The organism is Mesorhizobium sp. M0894, from assembly GCF_040319725.1.
GTDB lineage: Bacteria > Pseudomonadota > Alphaproteobacteria > Rhizobiales > Rhizobiaceae > Mesorhizobium.
In genome coordinates, this window is record NZ_JAMYOG010000019.1 from 57,748 (window position 1) to 74,712 (window position 16,965).

Below are 16,965 nucleotides of genomic sequence, written 5' to 3' on the forward strand. Positions count from 1 at the left end.
GCGATGTTTCGGCCTTATTTTGAAACCATGATGCAATTGCTGCTCCTGCGTCACGCTAAGTCGAGCTGGGACGATCCTGGCCTCATCGATTTCGACCGGCCGCTGTCCGGGCGCGGGCGGAAAGCAGCGCCGCTGGTCGGGCGCGAACTGACCCGGCGCGGCTGGCTGCCGGAGCTGGCGCTGGTGTCGCCGGCGCTGCGCACCCGCGACACATGGCGGCTGGTTTCGGCGGAATTGCCGGCGAAGGTGCAGGCCAAATTTGCCCAGGCGCTCTACGAGGCAGCGGCGGCGGACATCCTCGCCAAGGTGCGGCAAGTAAAGGCGGAGACCGGAACGCTGCTGGTGCTTGGCCACAATCCCGGGTTGGAGGAGTTCGCGCGCGGGCTTGCCGGGGCTGGATCGGATGAAGCGGCGCTGAAAAAGCTGGCGGAAAAATTCCCGACCGCGGCCCTGGCTCGGTTCGACGTCGATGGCGATTGGGCCGGTCTCACCTTCGGCAGCGCCCGACTGACGCACTGCATTTGGCCGAAGGATCTGCGTTAGGGATTTACCAACAGGCCGGGGGAAAAACCGCCGATCCCTCGACCGACCGAGCTTCGCACAAACAAGAGCGGCGGGCCAAGCCCGCCGTTCTTTGTGCTCCCGGGGTTTGAGGAACTAGCGGCCCCAGTTGCCCCGGCCAGATTGGGGCACTACGGGCTGATCCGTGCCGAATCGGGTCGTCGCCCCGGTGTCGACGGCGTTGTGCTCAGCCGCCAGCGGCTTGCGGATGGAACCGGTAAACCCGCTGTCGATAGCGCCGACAGGCGCATTGCCAACAGGCGCGGCCGGCTGGTTGGCACCGTCCGAACCATAGTGGTCGCTGCCGGCAAAGGCGCTGCCCGTGGCGGTGAGGACGATAGCGGCGATGGTAAGAGCAATCTTGGTCATTTCGGGTACTCCAGTGTGCTGGTCATTCGTGAGTTGTCGTTGCTTTCGACGCATTCGAGATGAGAGCGCTGCCCGCGCCGACGAATACGCATCGGCTTTTTCCGACGTGCACGTTGCTGGACGATTTCAGCAACCGAGATTGTGGCTACAGATGAAACCTGCAATTCAAAGTATTCGATTGGCGCAGGATTCGATCCAGCGCTCGTCCCGGCTGATACGCGAAAGCAAGAGTAGCGGGCCGAGCCCGCCGCTCTTTGTGTTCCGGGGCTGTGATAATCAGCGGCCCCAGATGCCTGGGCCGGATTCAGGCGCCACCGACTCGGAAGTCGTCTTGGCACCGGTATGCTCGGAAGTAACCGGCTTGCGGATCGAGCCGGTGAACGTGTTGTCAACGTTGGCAGCAGGAGCGGCCGGCTGGTTGACGTTGTCCGAGCCATAATGGTCGCTGCCCGCAAAAGCGGTGCCGGTGGCAACGAGGATGGCGGCGGCGGTAAGAGCGATCTTGGTCATTTCAGGTACTCCGGTATTTCTCTGTTCTGTCCGTCAAGTGGCGTGCCTTGGGAGGAATTCGCGTCGCTCGGACCACCCCGAGATGGGTCGGCACACCTGTCGTTTCCAATCACGAAAATTTTGTGCCGGTGCGCCAAATTGGCCGCTTGAAATCCGGCATGCGGCTCCTTTCGCCACAATGTGCTTGTTTATTTTCAATTGGTTATGCCGAAAAGCGGGATTTGCGGCGCGAGCATTCTTGAGCCGGCGTTCACCCCCTCCTGTATGCTCTGTCAACAGAACCGAACCGTTCGGTTTGACTTCTTTCTTTCGCTTGACTGATCTGCACTTCAGAGCCTCGATCGACATGCCTGCCGACCGATCAATGCCCAGTAAAAATCACGCTGCCAGCTCAGCGCCAGCGGTGTCATGCTTGGGCCGCGCGCTGGCCAGAAGCACCACGGGGCAGTTGCAGGCGGCTAAAACAGCGCCGGCGGTTTCGCCGAAGAACAGGTCCTCACCCGGACGTTGGGTGACACCCATCACGACGATCGCCGCGCCTTTGGCCGCCTCCCTAGTGATCGCCTTGTCGTCGCTCGGCCTGTCAATTCGGCCGTCTTTCGGCTGAAGCAAGGTGGTGGGCAGGCGAAGCAAGGTAGTGGGCATGCCGCTGCCTCCGCCGACCAGTCCGGCGAGATGGGCAGTGAACTTGCCAATCCTGCTGTCGTCGACCAGCACCAGCAGCCGCTCCAGCCTGGAAATGAAGCCGTATTCGTCCAACGCCTCGCGCTCGACACGCTGCTGCTCGTCGTGCCCAACTGGCAGCCGGCCGAGCGCCCAGCGCAGCATCGGCGGCATGGCCAGCGTGGTGATCACGGCCATGGTGACGATCATGGTGAAGAGATTGTGCGACAGGATGTTCATCGACAGGCCGATGCTGGCGACGATCACCTCGGTCGAGCCGCGCGCGTTCATGGCGCTGCCGACGGCGATTGCTTCCTTGAACGACATGGCGGCGAGCCTGGCGCCGATGAACGCGCCGCCAAACTTGCCGATGCTGGCGATAACCACCAGAGCGCCCGTCAGCATGGCAAGCGTCGGATCGGCAAGCACTGTGAGATCGGCGGAAAGCCCCGCCATGCCGAAGAAGATCGGCATGAACAGCGCGGTGATGACGCCGCGCAGCTGGCCTTCGATATGGCTGGAGAGGATGGGCGATTCCCCGACAAGGATACCGGCGACGAACGCACCCAGCACCGTATGCACGCCTATCATATTGGTGATCAGCGCCATCACGCCCATGATGATGAGGATCATGGTGATCACCGCGAACTCGCTGTGGAATTGATCGTTGGTCCAGCGGATCAAGGTGAAGACAAGACGGCGGCCAATGGTGAAGGAGAACACCATGAATAGTGCCACCGCGGCGATGGTGGTCACCAGCGGCGCGAACTGCAGCCTGCCATTGGTGGCGATGCCGAAGGTTACGGCGATGATAAGCCAGCCGATCGTGTCCTCGATAATCGCCGAGGAAATAATCACCTGTCCGAGGTTGCGGCGCATGAAGTTCATCTCGCGCACCACCATAGCGACGATCTTGACCGACGAGATCGACAGCGCGGTGCCCAGGAACAGCCCGGCGACGGTGCGTTGCGTGGCGTCAGACAGCAATGCGTCCGGCAGGAACTGCGCCAGCGCGAAACCGCAGATGAAAGGCACCACGACGCCGGTCGCCGAAATAGAAAAACAGGCCGCGCCAACCCGGCGCACCAGCCGCAGGTCCGTCTCCATGCCGGTCAGCAAAAGCAGCATCAGGATGCCGAGCTGCGAGACGGCGTCGATCATGCCCTTTTGCGCAGGATCGCTGGGAAAGATCAGGTGCTGAGCCGATGGCCATAGCCAGCCGAACAGCGAAGGACCGAGCAGGATGCCGCCGATCAGTTGGCCCATGATTGCCGGCTGGCCATAGCGCTGCAGCACTTCGCCCAGGCCGCGCCCGACAAGCAGCAGCAGGACGATCTCGGCAACGAAAGCGCCTTCGCCTGAACCGCCCATTCCCGAAGCCTTGGTTCCGGCAACAAGCGTCTCCGCCGCCCGGGCCGCTCCTGCGGGGACGAATGCACAAACCAACAGCGCCAGGCTGGAACGTGTCGGAGCCTGCCAAGCCATGAAACCCCCATCGCCCAATACACCTGCCCCACAACGCGCGACAGGCCGTTGCGTTGCTAGACAGGGCATTGCTAAACGTGGACGTCACCGAAGGAGAGTTCGCCGTCGTCGCTCTCCGTCAGGTAGGCTGCCATCAGCAAGCCGGCATAGAGGACGGCGACCAGCACGACGATGGCGCCACCAGGAACTGGACCCAGCGCAGCACTGGCGACGGCCTCACGCATCGACCCGACGAAGCCGATGCGGACGCCTTCGTTTAGGAGGCTGGGGGTCGACAGTTTGAGGATCCAGGCCAGCAGCAGGATCAGCAGCATGTAGATGTAATTCCGACGCAGACGGCGCGCCAAAGCCACGCGTTGCGAAATCAGGAATTTTGGTGCGCGCAGGCTCTCGCCGACGATCAACAGCCAATCGGACGCGAAATCCGGCTGCGGCGAGAATACCTGTGCGAAATAGTGCCGTTCGAACTGGCGCACGCGAGCCCGATAGAAGTCGAAGAAGCGGTATCGCCGCGCCTCGATCCACAGCAGCAGCAGAACAAGCAGCATGGCAAACAGCAGCACGCCATGGTGAGCGCTGGCTGTCGAAAGCGAGACGGACAGCATCGCCGCGACAACCGTTATCGCCCAATTGCTCGTCCGGTCCAGGCGGTCGCGCCACCCAGCCATGCGCGCAATCTCGGCGCGATGGAAGTGGGACATCGTGGTTACGAGTTCGCCGGACGAAAGCGTTCGCCCGATGGGGTCCGGCGCCGCCAACGCTTCTGCCATGACCATGCCTCCACCCGCCATGCGAAAACGGCCGGAGGAACATATCGTTCCGAACGCTTCAAGTTGCCGGGCGCAGCCAGACCTTGTTGTCGTGGAAGGCGGCGCCGCCATAGGGCGCCGGCGCATCGGCGCCAGTCAGCACGTTGATGCCCTCGCCGCGCTCATGGGCGCTGTTCGGCCAGATGCCTTCGGCGATGACCACGCCGCGCTTGATGCCGTCGAACAGTTTTGCGTGCAGCACCACTTCGCCACGCTGGTTGCCGACTTCGATGCGGCCGCCGTCGGCGACGCCGAGTGCCGCCGCATCATCGGGATGCAAGAGCAGCTCCGGCCGGCGCTCTTTTGCCTGCGACACCGGCGTTTCGGTGAAGGTCGAATTGAGGAAATTGCGCGCCGGCGAGGTGGTCAGCCGGAACGGGTGCGCCTCGTCCGCCACCTCGATCAGATCGACATGGTCGGGGAATTCCGGCAGGCTCGCCACCGGCCCGAACAGGCCCATGCTTTTCGGTGGCCGATTGGGCGACGCCTGGCCCGTCCAGTCGGCGCGAAAATGAAACTTCTTGTCGGCATGGCCGAAGCCGTCGAGGTAATGCGCGGCATCGAAATCCGGCTGCAAATCGACCCATTTCTGCTCTTTCAGGCTCGAAAAGCTGCCCAGCCCGCGCTTGCCCAGAATGACGTCGATATGCTGCTGCTCGGTCATGCCGAAGCCCGGGCGATCGGCGACACCGAGTCTTTTGCCGAGTTCCTCGATGACGAAATGGTTGGTGCGCGGACCTTCCGGCGGGTCGATCAGCTTCGGCCCGAGCGTGATGTGCTGGTTGCCGCCGCCCTTGTAGACGTCGTCATGCTCGAGAAACATCGTCGCCGGCAGCACCACATCGGCGAGCTTGGCGGTGTCGGTCATGAACTGCTCGTGCACGCAGGAGAACAGATCGTCGCGCAAAAAACCCTGCTTCACCAGCCGCTGCTCCGGCGCGACATTGACCGGATTGGTGTTCTGGATCAGCAGCGCCGTCACCGGCGGGCCGCCATAGAGCGCATCCTCAGCCCCGGTCAGCACCGGGCCGATGCGCGAATGATCGAGATGACGGATCGCGGGGTCGCGCATCCGCGTGCCTTCGAGCAGTTCCTGATTGAGCTTGAAGATGCCCGAATTGGTATGGAAGGCGCCGCCGCCTTCATATTGCCAGCAGCCGGTGACCGCGGCGATCGAGGCTGCGGCGTGCATGTTGACCGAACCGTTGCGCTGGCGCGAAAACCCGTAGCCGAGGCGGAAGTAGGTCTTGTTCGTCGTGCCGACGAGACGGGCGAAGGTCTCGATTTCGTCGACAGAAAGCCCGGTGATATCAGCGGCCCATTGCGGCGTCCTCGTTTGAAGATGCGCTTCCAGACCATGCGGGTCGTCGGTGTATTTTTCCAAATAAGCGCGGTCGGCCATGCCGTCACGGAACAGCACGTGCATCACCGCGCAGGCCAGCGCGCCGTCGGTGCCGGGCTTCAGCACTAGGCCGAGATCGGCCTGCTTCATCGTCGCGTTCTCGTAAACATCGATGACGACGATCTTGGCTGCGCGTTCCTTGCGCGCCTTGATGGCGTGGGTCATGACGTTGACCTGCGTGACCACGGCGTTGGTGCCCCAGATCACCACGCAGTCGGATTTGCCCATCTCGCGCGGATCGGGACCGCGCAGTGCGCCTGCCCCCATCATCCAGCCGGTCCAGGCCAGATTGGTGCAGATCGAACCGAAGAAGCCGGAGTATTTCTTGGCATGCCTGAGCCGCTCGATGCCGTCGCGCTGCACCAGACCCATCGTGCCGGCATAGTAATAGGGCCAGACCGTCTCCGAGCCGAATTTTGCCTCCGCCGCGATGAACTTTTCGGCGACAAGGTCGAGTGCGGCCTCCCAGCTCGCTTCCTTCCAGGCGCCCTCGCCCTTGGCGCCCGCCCGGATCAGCGGTTTCAGCAGGCGGTCGGGATGATGGACGCGGTCGGCGTAGCGGGCGACCTTGGCGCAGATGACGCCGGCCGTGTAGCTGTTGGCCTTGGCGCCATGGACGCGGCCGATACGCCTGGCGTCAAGCAACTCGACCTCGAGCGCGCAGGTTGAGGGACAATCATGCGGACAGGCCGAATGGCCGATTTTGAGCTTGGCGTGCTGATTCATGGGAGCAAACTAGCCGGTTGTGATAGCGGCGTGTAGGGCCAGTTACACGCCATCAATGCGCTTGAACAAGGCGTTGTAGGCACCGCATTTCGGGCAATGTATGTGGCGCTCGACATGCGATGATCCGGCTCCGGCGTCGATGACCAGCAGATTGCCGTCTCCACACTCAGGACATTTTACGACAGCTCCGGAATTGACGGCCAAAACCTTGGCAGCTTCGATCCACAGTTTTGCCGACATCGTCCTACTCCGCCGTGCCTTCCTCGTACTCCGCCGACATCGACAGCCATTTCTCCTCGTGGCCGGCCAGCTGTTGCGCGAGTTGTGAGCGTTCCTTGGCCAGCCTTGTCGCGGTCGAGGGGTCCTTTTCGTAGACGGCCGGATTGGCGAGTTCGTCCTCGATCAGGTCGATGCGCTTGCGGAGGCGGTCCATCAGCGCTTCGGTGGCGCGGATTTCCTTGGCCAGCGGCTCGAAAGCGGCGCGGCGCGCGGCTGCATCGCGGCGGCGGTCGGCCTTCGAGGCTTTGTCCGCCTCGCGCTTGCCGCGGCGGTCGCCGGAGACGCCGGTGACCAGCGTCTTGTAGTCCTCGAGGTCGCCGTCATACGGGTTAACCGCGCCCTCCTTGACCAGCCACAGCCGGTCGGCGGTCGCTTCGAGCAGATGGCGGTCGTGCGAGATCAGGATGACGGCGCCGGGAAAATCGTTCAGCGCATGGATCAGCGATTCACGGCTGTCGATGTCGAGATGGTTGGTCGGCTCGTCGAGGATGAACAGGTTCGGCCCCTCGAAGGCCGACAGGCCCATCAGGAGCCGCGCCTTTTCGCCGCCGGACAGGTCTTTGGCGGCGGTGTTCATCTTTTCGGTGGTCAGGCCGAACTGCGCGACGCGGCCGCGCACCTTGGATTCCGGCGCGTCCGGCATCAGCCGGCGGACATGCTCATAGGCGTTTTCGTCGGGCCTGAGGTCGTCGAGCTGGTGCTGGGCGAAGATTGCCACCTTCAGCCCGGGCGCCACGGTCATGCCGCCGGTCTCCGGCTTCAGCCGGCCGGCCAACAGCTTGGCGAAGGTCGACTTGCCGTTGCCGTTGGCGCCGAGCAGCGCGATGCGGTCGTCGGCATCGACGCGCAGCGTCATCTTCTTCAGGATCGGCGCACCCTCGGTATAGCCGACATTGACGTTGTTCAGCGCGATGATCGGCGAGGCCACCGTCTTCACCGGCTCCGGAAAGGAGAACGGCCGAACCGTGTCGTTCACAATCGCGGCGATCGGCTTCATCTTCTCCAGCGCCTTGATGCGCGACTGCGCCTGCCTCGCCTTCGACGCCTTGGCGCGGAAGCGCTCGACGAAGGATTCCATGTGCTTGCGCGCGGCTTCCTGCTTCACGCGGCCCTTCTCCTGCAATTCGCGCTGCTCGGTATATTGGCGCTCGAACTGATCGTAGCCGCCGCGCCAGAACGTCAGCTTCTTCTGGTCGAGATGGACGATCGAATTGACGGCTCGGTTGAGCAGGTCGCGGTCGTGCGAAATCAGCAGCACAGTGTGCGGGTATTTCGACACGTAGTTTTCCAGCCACAGCGTGCCTTCGAGATCGAGATAATTGGTCGGCTCGTCGAGCAGCAGCAGATCGGGCTCGGCAAACAGCACCGCGGCCAGCGCGACGCGCATGCGCCAGCCGCCGGAGAAGGACGAGGCCGGGCGCCGTTGTGCGGCGTCGTCGAAGCCGAGGCCGGCGAGAATGGTGGCGGCGCGTGACTCGGCCGAGTGCGCATCGATATCGGCCAGCCGCATATGGATATCGGCGATGCGGTGCGGATCGGTCGCCGTCTTTTCCTCTTCGAGCAGCGCACTCCGTTCAAGGTCGGCCTTGAGCACGATCTCGATCAGCGGCTCCTCGGTGCCCGGCGCTTCCTGAGCGACCTGGCCGATGCGTGTGTTCTTGGGCAGACTGATCGAGCCGGTCTCGGAGGCGAGGTCGCCGGTGATCGCCTTGAACAAGGTCGTCTTGCCGGTGCCGTTGCGGCCGACAAGGCCAGCCTTGCTGCCGGCCGGCAAGGTCAGCGAGGCATGGTCGAGAAGCAGGCGTCCGGCCATGCGGAGCGAAAGGTCGTTGATGATCAGCATGGCCGCGCTTTTGCACGGGACAACCATGCTTCGCAAGGGCTTGAGCCCCGGTTCGCCGCATAAGGCGCGAAAACCGGCAAGCAGGTGACGTCGACCCCCGCGCACCGCGACTTCCCGCAAAACGCAAAAAGAACCCGCTATCCTGAGGGGGACAAGGAAAGCGGGTTCTTTCGTGAACGGCGGCCTTGGGAGCGTCCGATCGACACCCAAACACGCAGCAGCCGGGTTTGTTCCATGGGATAGACAAACCATGTGATGAACAAACGCCGGCGTGGCGGCAGGTTTGTCCACAGGGCGTGCCGTTTGTACGCTATCGGACCATGACGCTGCGGAAAGACTCGGCTATTCTTGGATGTGCGGCGGGCCTGATCTCCGCCTGGCCGGCGTCATCAGCTTCCTCCCAAGCGGCGCCGGCCACCCTTTTTTGACCGGCGCCGACGCCATTTGAAGCGGTCATTGTTTCGGCGGCGTGCCGGGCTGATCGCCGCCGGTCGTCGACTTCGGCACCGGATTCTTGTCGACCTGCGGATTCTGCTCGACCGTATCGCCAGGGGCCTTGGTCGGCTGGATGTTGTTGTCGCAACCCGCAACGGTCAGCGCTGCCACAAGCAGCAGGATTGAGCGCTTTTTCATCGCAGTCTCCTCTCGCCCGACAACGAGGCGTCGGCGATTTGGTTGCGCGATCGGTGTCGTTCCCGCATTCGCCGAGCAGTCGGGGAACAAAATGCCGCGTCTCCGGTTGCTCCAGAATCAATGGAGGAAGCCATGATCCGTCTGCTTATCGCCGGGGCAATCGTCTATGTTGCCTATCGCGTCGCCAAGAAAGTGATCGACGAGGTGCCCGACGATTTCGATCCGCTGCTGCTGCCGCCACCAGAAGACGATCGCGAGGCGCTGCGGCGGCAATCGGCAAGGATGGGCGTCGAGCCCGGGCGTTAGTCAACGGGCCTGCCCGCAAGGCTTCTTCGTTCACGAGCCCCATTCCGGCTCCGCAAACCGTTGCGAACAAAGCGGAAACGATGCTTGATGGGCGATGAACCTCGCCGCTCGTGATTCGTCCTTCCAGCCGGCCTATCTGGCAAAGCTCAACGCCGAGCAGCGGCTTGCCGTCGAACACGGCGACGGCAAGATCGCGGGGCCATTGCTGGTGATTGCCGGCGCCGGCTCCGGCAAGACCAACACGCTGGCGCACCGGGTCGCGCATCTGATCGTTAGGGGTGCCGATCCGCGCCGCATCCTTTTGATGACATTTTCGCGCCGTGCCGCGGCGGAAATGGCCAAGCGGGTCGAGCGCATCGCCGGCGAGGTGCTGGGCCGCGATGCTTCCGTCATCATCGATGCGCTGAGCTGGGCCGGCACGTTCCACGGTATCGGCGCCAGGCTGCTGCGTGATTATGCGCTGGAGATCGGTCTCGATCCCGCCTTCACCATCCATGACCGCGAGGATTCCGCCGACCTGATGAACCTCGCCCGCCACGAGCTTGGGTTTTCGAAGACCGAAGCCCGCTTCCCGACCAAGGGCACCTGCCTTGCGATCTATTCGCGTGCCGTCAATGCACAGGCGCCGCTCGGCGAGGTGCTGGGTTCGGTGTTCCCGTGGTGCGCCGGCTGGGCCGAACAGCTGAAACAATTATTCGCCAGATATGTCGAGGCCAAGCAGGCGCAGAACGTGCTCGATTACGACGATCTGCTGCTCTACTGGGCGCAGATGGCCGGCGAGCCGGAAATCGCCGCGCATCTGGGTGCACGTTTCGACCATGTGCTGGTCGATGAATACCAGGACACCAACCGGCTGCAGGCCTCGATCCTGACGGCCCTCAAGCCCGACGGATCGGGGCTGACGGTGGTCGGCGACGACGCGCAGTCGATCTATTCGTTCCGCGCCGCGGAAGTGCGCAATATCCTGGATTTTCCCAAGCAGTTCGCGCAGCCGGCCGAGGTCGTCATGCTGGAGCGCAACTACCGCTCGACCGAGACGATCCTGGCGGCGGCCAATGCGGTGATCGGCGAAGCGTCGGAACGTTTCACCAAAAATCTCTGGTCGGAGCGCAAATCGGCGGAAAAGCCGAAGCTGGTGAGCGTGCGCGACGAGATCGAGCAGGCGAGCTATGTCTGCCAGGCGATACTCACCGAGCGCGAGGCCGGTACCGTTCTCAAAGCGCAGGCCGTGCTGTTTCGCGCCTCGCACCATAGCGGCCCGCTGGAGATCGAACTGACGCGCCGCAACATCCCCTTCGTCAAATTCGGCGGGCTGAAATTCCTCGATGCCGCCCACGTCAAGGACGTGCTGGCCGTGCTGCGCTTTGCCGAAAACCCGCGCGACCGCGTCGCCGGCTTTCGCGTGCTGCAACTTCTGCCCGGCATCGGCCCTTCGGCCGCCAATGCGATCGTCGAGACCATGGCGACGTCGCTCGACGAGACGATGGGGCTTGCGCGCTACCGGCCGCCGCAGCGGGCCGCCGACGACTGGCCGGGCTTTGTCGCGCTCTATTGCGGCCTGCGCGCCGGCGCAAAGAAATGGCCGGCCGACATCGAGCAGGTCAGGCTCTGGTACGAGCCGCATCTGGAACGCATCCGCGAGGATGCGACGACGCGCCGGGCCGATCTCCTGCAGCTCGAGCAGATCGCCTCCGGCTATGGATCGCGCGAGCGCTTCCTCACCGAGCTGACGCTCGATCCGCCGGACGCGACCAGCGACGAAGCCGGACCTCCGCACCGCGACGAGGATTATCTGATCCTGTCGACCATCCATTCGGCCAAGGGCCAGGAGTGGAAGAACGTCTTCGTGCTCAACACCGTCGACGGCTGCATCCCGATCGACCTAGGGGTCGGCAGCAAGGAGGACGTCGACGAGGAGCGGCGGCTGCTCTACGTGGCCATGACGCGGGCCAAGGATAGCCTGCATTTGGTGATGCCGCAGCGTTTTTTCGTCCACGGCCAGGCGGCGCGCGGCGACCGCCATGTCTATGCCTCGCGCACGCGCTTCATCCCGCGCCCGATCCTTGGTGCCTTCGAGCAGGTGGCGTGGGCCAGCGTCCAGGCCAGGGACGATCCGCGCCGCCAGCCGCAGGTGCGCGTCGATCTCGGCGCCCGCATGCGCGGCATGTGGAAATAGGCACCCGCCTCGGCGCGCTGCTCACCCGGGCGAGCGAAAAAAACAAATCACGGCAACATGGAACCTCGCGCCGTGATCCGCGTTTCTGCCCGACCCCCAGACCGGAGAACGGCGTCCGCCGTGACCTCCGCCCATTCGAGAGGCCAGAATGCACGACAGGACGTTTTCCACACCGGTCGCCCTAACCGTTGGCGCCGGCTACAAGCGGACGATCGCTTCGTTCTCCGAGATGCACGAGTTCCTGACCGAGTTCCCGCCTTCGCGCCGGCGGCTGAGCTATGGCGCCGCGGTAAAGGCCTGCGAGGCGGCACGCGCCGGCGAGATCTCGGCCGAAGCGGCACGCGACGCCCTGATCACCTTCGCCGTGACGGCCGGCATCCTCTGGCCGGCCGCCCAGCCGGCAGTCTCGGTCAAGCCGGTCGTCCGGGGCCTCGGCGGCTACGCCGCCTGACGCAACCTCTTCGTCATCATGGCCGGCCGGAGATGCGGTCCGTTGTCGGTGGTTTTAGGTCGGCAGATCCTAAATCAGCTGCCTTCTGATGCTCATCCGGGTCACCGCAGTCACAAGAATGGCGCCGATCATGAAATAGATGGTCGCGACAATGTCGCCCTGGTGGAAATAATAGCCGGAGTTGAGAAGCGCCAGGACCACGGCGAAGAACGCCACAAGGCGCAAGGGTTCATTGGGCATGCGTGCCAATTCTCGCTGTTGCTGCTGAATGCTGCTGAGGCGGCCGCCCTCACGACCATGCGCTCCATAAAATGTTTTGGCGCTTTTTGCAATCTCGGCAGGTCGTCCGCTATCGACCATCCGCTTCACCAGCCGCCCCAGGTTCAGGCGAATGCCCTGCCCTCCTCGCTGCGCTGGAACATCGTCAGGTCCAGTCCGAGGCTTGGCTTGCCCAGAACGGTCAGGATCGCATGCGCCTGGCCGCGGTGGTGGGTCTGGTGGTTGAAGAAGTGGTCGAGCGCCGGCGCCAGCCGCTGCGAGACGGTGCGCATATCCGAGACGGTCATGTAGGAGAAGCGGCCCGACAGCGCCTTGTCGCTCAAGCCGGCAACCCAGTCGATGATCCGTTTGTCCTCGGCCTCGCGCGCCAGCCGCAAGCCTGGCAAGGCGCGGTGCAGGATCGTGTCGAGCCTTGCCGGCGCGTCGCCCTCGCCGGTGAAGCGTTTCATCCAGATACGGTCGGCTGCCAGGAGGTGGTTGAGCGTTCCCATCATCGAGCCGAAGAAGACGCCGACATTGCGGTCGAACTCTTCCTCGTCGAGATCGGCGGCGGCATCGTAGATGCGGCCATTGGCCCATTGATTGTAGGCCGCAAACATCCTGAAATGCTGTTTCATTCTTCTCTCGACCTGCGAGACCCTGTTTCGCGTGGGTCTGTTTCGGGCATAGTTAGACTGCAAGGACGCTGCCGCCAATGACCATTCTGCTCTACGACCTTGTCGGACGCGACGCCGCCCGCCCATTCAGCCCACATTGCTGGAAGGCGGCGATGGCGCTGGCCCACAAAGGGCTCGACATCACCAGCGTGCCGACCCGTTTTCTCGAAGTGCCGAAGGTGGAAGGCGGCGTCTCGAAGCTCGTTCCGGTGATCCGCGACGGCGAGACGGTGGTCGCCGATTCCTTCGCTATCGCGCTCTATCTCGAGGAGGCCTATCCCGAGCGGCCGACATTGTTTTCCGGCGACGGCGGCAAGGCGACGGCGCGCTTCATCGAACGTTGGTCGCAGCTGACCATCCATCCCTACGTCACCACCGCTGCGATATTGGACCTGCACGCCATGCAGGACGAGGCGAACGCCGCCTATTTCCGGCAGAACCGCGAGCAGCGCTTCGGCAAGCGCCTGGAGGCGGTATACACCACCCGCGACGCTGGGCTCGCCAGCTTCCGGGCCTCGCTGGAGCCGCTCCGCTCGATGCTTGGCTATCAGCCCTTCATCGGCGGCCCGTCGCCGCTATTTGCCGACTACATCGTTTTCGGCGCGCTGCAATGGGCGCGCATCGCCACGCCCTACCGGCTGCTCGACGACAGCGACGTCGTGGCGCAATGGTTCGAACGATGCCTCGATCTGCATGGCGGCCTCGGCCGCACGGTCGCGGCGGCGGCGATCGCCCCGCTCGATAGTTGAAATCGGCAGTTTCATCGGCAACGCCACATTTTGTTCTTGCTTTGTGCCGGCAGCTATGCTACTAATTTGGGTATGGTGCTGATTCGTACCGACGACCCGCCCGGCTTGCCGAGGCGGGTTTTGTTTTGCCGGTCGAGGTCCAACTGCGTTGCCGGCAGGGACGTTGTCCGGCCTTAACTGAAAGTTGCCAGCCGGCGAAATGCGACAATGCGGGTAGACGAAGTGTCGCTCGAAGCGCCTCATCCGTGCCTGGATCGAAGCAAACAAGACGAACATCCGGCGAACCGGGCAATCACAACAAAGGCAGCGCGCCATGACCGCAAACCCAGAGTTCCCGGCCGACTTTCGCGCCGGGCTCGCCAATCTCTTCCTGTGGCGGCGCGACGTCAGGCGGTTCAAGCCGACGCCGCTCCCCGAAGGGGCGCTGGAGCGGCTGCTCGAGCTTGCCAGCGCCGCGCCTTCCGTCGGGCTGAGCCAGCCCTGGCGCTTCGTCGTCGTCGAGAGCGAAGCATGCCGCGCTGCCGTCAGGGCCTGCTTCGAGCGCTGCAACGCGGAGGCACTCGCAAATTTTTGCGGCGAACGCGCCGCGCTCTATGGGCGCCTGAAGCTTGCCGGCCTGAATGAGGCGCCCTGCCAGCTTGCGGTTTTCGCCGACCGCGCAACCGAGCAAGGGCATGGGCTCGGCCGCCTGACCATGCCAGCCACCATAGACTATTCCGCTGTCATGGCAGTCCACACGATGTGGCTGGCGGCGCGCGCCGAAGGAATAGGCATGGGCTGGGTCTCGATCCTCGATCCGGCCGAGGTGGCGACGATCCTGGACGTGCCGGCGGAGTGGACGCTGATCGGCTATTTCTGTGTCGGCTATCCAAGCGAGGAACACAGCGTGCCGGAACTGGAACGGCAAGGTTGGGAAGTCCGGCGCGCTTCGATCGTGATAAAACGGTAGTGCAACGGCGGCGCTGCCATTCTTTTTGCAGGAAAGCCATTCTCTTTGCAGGGGAGAATGACTCCTCCGCTGCAGGGCAGAATGGATATCATGGATGTTTCGCCGATCGTCAGCATCGCCAACAAGAGACCAAGGCAAAGCCAGTCGTGACGGCCTTGATCTGAGGAAGGGCATAGAATGTTTCGCTGCGAGGTGCAGGCCGAGATCTGGGTCTATCCGGGCAAGGGCGGCTGGCATTTCGTGACGCTACCGCCGGAACCTGGAGCATGGATCAAGACGGCGATGGTGGGGATGGCAAGGCCCTGGGGCTCGCTTGGCGTGGAAGCCGTCATCGGCCAGACCAGATGGCGGACATCGCTGTTTCCCGACAAGAAATCCGGCAGCCTGCTCTTGCCGATCAAGACGGCGGTGCGGGTCCGCGAAGGCCTTAGGGCTGGCGACACGGCCAACCTGACGATCGAGATAGAGCTATGACACATTGGGTCTGGCTGACGGCGACGCGCTGTGCGCCCACCTCCCCTTGGCAAGCCGGCGGGCGGCTTGTATAGAGCCCGCCACCCTCAATTCCACTCTCCATCACAAGGACGATCCCATGGCGCTCGAACGCACCTTTTCCATGATCAAGCCGGACGCGACCCGTCGCAATCTCACCGGCGCCATCACCAAGATACTGGAAGATGCCGGCCTGCGCGTCGTCGCTTCGCGCCGGGTGTGGATGAGCCGCCGCGAGGCAGAAGGTTTCTATGCCGTCCACAAGGAGCGTCCGTTCTTCGGCGAGCTGGTCGAGTCCATGTCGTCGGGCCCGACCATCGTGCAGGTGCTGGAAGGCGAGAACGCCATTGCCAAGAACCGCGAAGTGATGGGCGCCACCAATCCGGCAAGCGCCGCCGAAGGCACCATCCGCAAGCTGCACGCGCTGTCGATCGGCGAGAATTCCGTGCATGGTTCCGATGCGCCGGAAACCGCCGCGCAGGAGATCAAATACTGGTTCTCGGACACCGAGATCGTCGGCTAAGCCGGCATCCCGAACCCATCAAAGAGGCCGGCGCAACGCCGGCCTTTTTCGTTAGCAGACATTTCAGGTTCAGGCTCCTCGACGGGTCATGGGTGCGTTAAGCTCGAGGGCACGGATCAAACGCGGTCGCGACAACGGAGCCGACCAGGCCATGACCAGCACCATTCCCGGCTTGTTTCAGGGCACCGAGATGCCGACCGGCGGCTGGTGGGAGGCGTTGTGGCCCGACCCTGCCGGGGTGTTGACGGCGGTGGGAATGAAGCACGGCATGGATGTGGTCGATCTCTGCTGCGGCGACGGCTGGTTCACGCTGCCAATGGCCAGGGTCGTTCGTCAGGTCATCGCCATCGACATCGATGCCGATCTGCTCGAAGTCGCCCGGCGGCGGCTGGCCGACGGAGGCGCGAGCAATTGCGAGTTTGTGGCGGGCGACGCCTATGAGCTTGCCAGGCTGGTGCCCCGGCCCGTCGACTTCGTCTTCATGGCCAACGCTTTCCATGGCGTTCCGGACCGGCCGCGCCTTGCCCGCGCCGTGCGGGCGACGCTTGGCAGGGCCGGTCGTTTTGCCATCGTCAACTGGCACCAGCAGCCGCGCGAGCAGACCACGGTTCTGGGCGAGCCACGCGGACCGAAGACCGAGCTGAGGCTGTCACCCGGACAGACCACCGCGGCGGCGGAAGCAAGCGGGTTCAAGCTCGCCGAACTGATGGATATACCGCCCTACCACTACGGCGCGGTATTCAAACTCGCGACAAATTGAGAATGCCTGGTGTATGCGGTCGTCGCCCGATAGATCTCGCCCGCCGCCCCCTAGCGGCGGGTTCTGCCAGTCTATTTCGCCTGGCGTTCCTTCACGTTCGCATGTTCGTTCGCCGCTTCCGTGTCGGTGGCCGGCGTCTGTGTATCGTGACCTGTGAACGGGCTACCCTGCCCGGGCGCGAGATCGCCGCTATGACCAGCCTTGTTGGTCTGGAAAGGCTGGCTGTCAGGACTGAGACCATGTTGAAGGGCATCGAACAGATGGTCGTCCGCCTTGGCAAGGCCGGTGAAGGCAAGGAGCGATGCACCGGTGGCGGCAAGGATAAGCGCGTGCGTTTTCATGTC

Annotated in this window: 20 protein-coding genes; 9 read left to right on the forward strand and 11 right to left on the reverse strand. The window is 63.6% G+C overall.

Annotated features, from left to right (window positions below):
* The first annotated feature begins 27 nt into the window (after positions 1-27).
* Entirely contained in the window at positions 28-543 is a 516-nt protein-coding gene (locus NKH91_RS27145) for a SixA phosphatase family protein (RefSeq protein WP_023719766.1), read from the forward strand.
* Positions 544-657: 114 nt separating this feature from the next.
* Here the strand turns inward: NKH91_RS27145 and NKH91_RS27150 are convergent, their stop codons facing one another.
* From NKH91_RS27150 to NKH91_RS27185, 8 genes are all read right to left on the reverse strand, one after another.
* Positions 658-930: a DUF680 domain-containing protein gene (locus NKH91_RS27150; protein ID WP_023719767.1), complete on the reverse strand. Its 273-nt coding sequence runs from the start codon at positions 928-930 to the stop codon at positions 658-660.
* A 276-nt stretch (positions 931-1,206) separates the two neighbouring features.
* Positions 1,207-1,440, reverse strand: coding sequence for a DUF680 domain-containing protein (locus NKH91_RS27155; RefSeq protein ID WP_023719768.1), 234 nt, complete (start codon positions 1,438-1,440; stop codon positions 1,207-1,209).
* Positions 1,441-1,818: 378 nt separating this feature from the next.
* On the reverse strand, positions 1,819-3,474 hold the full coding sequence (locus tag NKH91_RS27160; protein WP_352848430.1) for a cation:proton antiporter domain-containing protein: 1,656 nt from the start codon (positions 3,472-3,474) through the stop codon (positions 1,819-1,821).
* Positions 3,475-3,659: 185 nt separating this feature from the next.
* Positions 3,660-4,358 (reverse strand): DUF2270 domain-containing protein, encoded by a 699-nt coding sequence (locus tag NKH91_RS27165; RefSeq protein WP_023719770.1) that lies wholly within the window; start codon positions 4,356-4,358, stop codon positions 3,660-3,662.
* A gap of 58 nt (positions 4,359-4,416) precedes the next feature.
* Entirely contained in the window at positions 4,417-6,525 is a 2,109-nt protein-coding gene (locus NKH91_RS27170) for a molybdopterin-containing oxidoreductase family protein (RefSeq protein ID WP_352791881.1), read from the reverse strand.
* Between the two features lie 42 nt (positions 6,526-6,567).
* On the reverse strand, positions 6,568-6,765 hold the full coding sequence (locus NKH91_RS27175; RefSeq protein WP_023719772.1) for a hypothetical protein: 198 nt from the start codon (positions 6,763-6,765) through the stop codon (positions 6,568-6,570).
* 4 nt (positions 6,766-6,769) lie between these two features.
* Positions 6,770-8,647: an ABC-F family ATP-binding cassette domain-containing protein gene (locus NKH91_RS27180; RefSeq protein WP_023719773.1), complete on the reverse strand. Its 1,878-nt coding sequence runs from the start codon at positions 8,645-8,647 to the stop codon at positions 6,770-6,772.
* Positions 8,648-9,100: 453 nt separating this feature from the next.
* The gene (locus NKH91_RS27185; RefSeq protein ID WP_023719775.1) at positions 9,101-9,280 is read right to left on the reverse strand and encodes a membrane lipoprotein lipid attachment site-containing protein; all 180 of its coding nucleotides are present in this window, start codon (positions 9,278-9,280) and stop codon (positions 9,101-9,103) included.
* A 132-nt stretch (positions 9,281-9,412) separates the two neighbouring features.
* On the opposite strand from NKH91_RS27185, the gene NKH91_RS27190 reads away from it, so the two are divergent.
* From NKH91_RS27190 to NKH91_RS27200, 3 genes are all read left to right on the forward strand, one after another.
* Positions 9,413-9,586, forward strand: a complete 174-nt coding sequence (locus tag NKH91_RS27190; RefSeq protein WP_023719776.1) for a hypothetical protein — start codon at positions 9,413-9,415, stop codon at positions 9,584-9,586.
* 94 nt (positions 9,587-9,680) lie between these two features.
* Positions 9,681-11,762: an ATP-dependent helicase gene (locus tag NKH91_RS27195; RefSeq protein ID WP_352848432.1), complete on the forward strand. Its 2,082-nt coding sequence runs from the start codon at positions 9,681-9,683 to the stop codon at positions 11,760-11,762.
* Positions 11,763-11,910: 148 nt separating this feature from the next.
* On the forward strand, positions 11,911-12,213 hold the full coding sequence (locus tag NKH91_RS27200; RefSeq protein WP_023719778.1) for a DUF982 domain-containing protein: 303 nt from the start codon (positions 11,911-11,913) through the stop codon (positions 12,211-12,213).
* A gap of 69 nt (positions 12,214-12,282) precedes the next feature.
* On the opposite strand, the gene NKH91_RS27205 is transcribed toward NKH91_RS27200, so the two are convergent.
* Together NKH91_RS27205 and NKH91_RS27210 are read right to left on the reverse strand one after the other, a co-directional pair.
* Positions 12,283-12,582 carry a hypothetical protein gene (locus NKH91_RS27205; RefSeq protein WP_352848435.1) on the reverse strand — a complete coding sequence of 100 codons (300 nt, stop codon included), beginning with the start codon at positions 12,580-12,582 and terminating at the stop codon, positions 12,283-12,285.
* A 14-nt stretch (positions 12,583-12,596) separates the two neighbouring features.
* A complete protein-coding gene (locus NKH91_RS27210; protein ID WP_352495582.1) occupies positions 12,597-13,109 on the reverse strand; it encodes a DinB family protein in 513 nt (170 codons plus the stop codon).
* 77 nt (positions 13,110-13,186) lie between these two features.
* Between NKH91_RS27210 and NKH91_RS27215 the strand changes: the two genes are divergently transcribed.
* The 5 genes from NKH91_RS27215 (at position 13,187) to NKH91_RS27235 (ending at position 16,621) form a co-directional block, all read left to right on the forward strand.
* Positions 13,187-13,897, forward strand: a complete 711-nt coding sequence (locus NKH91_RS27215) for a glutathione S-transferase family protein (RefSeq protein WP_352495583.1) — start codon at positions 13,187-13,189, stop codon at positions 13,895-13,897.
* A gap of 313 nt (positions 13,898-14,210) precedes the next feature.
* Complete coding sequence (gene bluB, locus NKH91_RS27220; protein WP_352495584.1) at positions 14,211-14,846, forward strand: 5,6-dimethylbenzimidazole synthase; 636 nt, start codon at positions 14,211-14,213, stop codon at positions 14,844-14,846.
* 177 nt (positions 14,847-15,023) lie between these two features.
* Positions 15,024-15,320, forward strand: coding sequence for a DUF1905 domain-containing protein (locus tag NKH91_RS27225; RefSeq protein ID WP_352588611.1), 297 nt, complete (start codon positions 15,024-15,026; stop codon positions 15,318-15,320).
* A gap of 118 nt (positions 15,321-15,438) precedes the next feature.
* Positions 15,439-15,861, forward strand: coding sequence for a nucleoside-diphosphate kinase (gene ndk / locus NKH91_RS27230; protein ID WP_023719783.1), 423 nt, complete (start codon positions 15,439-15,441; stop codon positions 15,859-15,861).
* 151 nt (positions 15,862-16,012) lie between these two features.
* Positions 16,013-16,621: a class I SAM-dependent methyltransferase gene (locus NKH91_RS27235; protein ID WP_352495586.1), complete on the forward strand. Its 609-nt coding sequence runs from the start codon at positions 16,013-16,015 to the stop codon at positions 16,619-16,621.
* A gap of 71 nt (positions 16,622-16,692) precedes the next feature.
* Here NKH91_RS27235 and NKH91_RS27240 read toward each other — a convergent pair whose 3' ends face one another.
* Complete coding sequence (locus NKH91_RS27240; RefSeq protein ID WP_023719785.1) at positions 16,693-16,962, reverse strand: hypothetical protein; 270 nt, start codon at positions 16,960-16,962, stop codon at positions 16,693-16,695.
* Between the last annotated feature and the right edge of the window lie 3 nt (positions 16,963-16,965).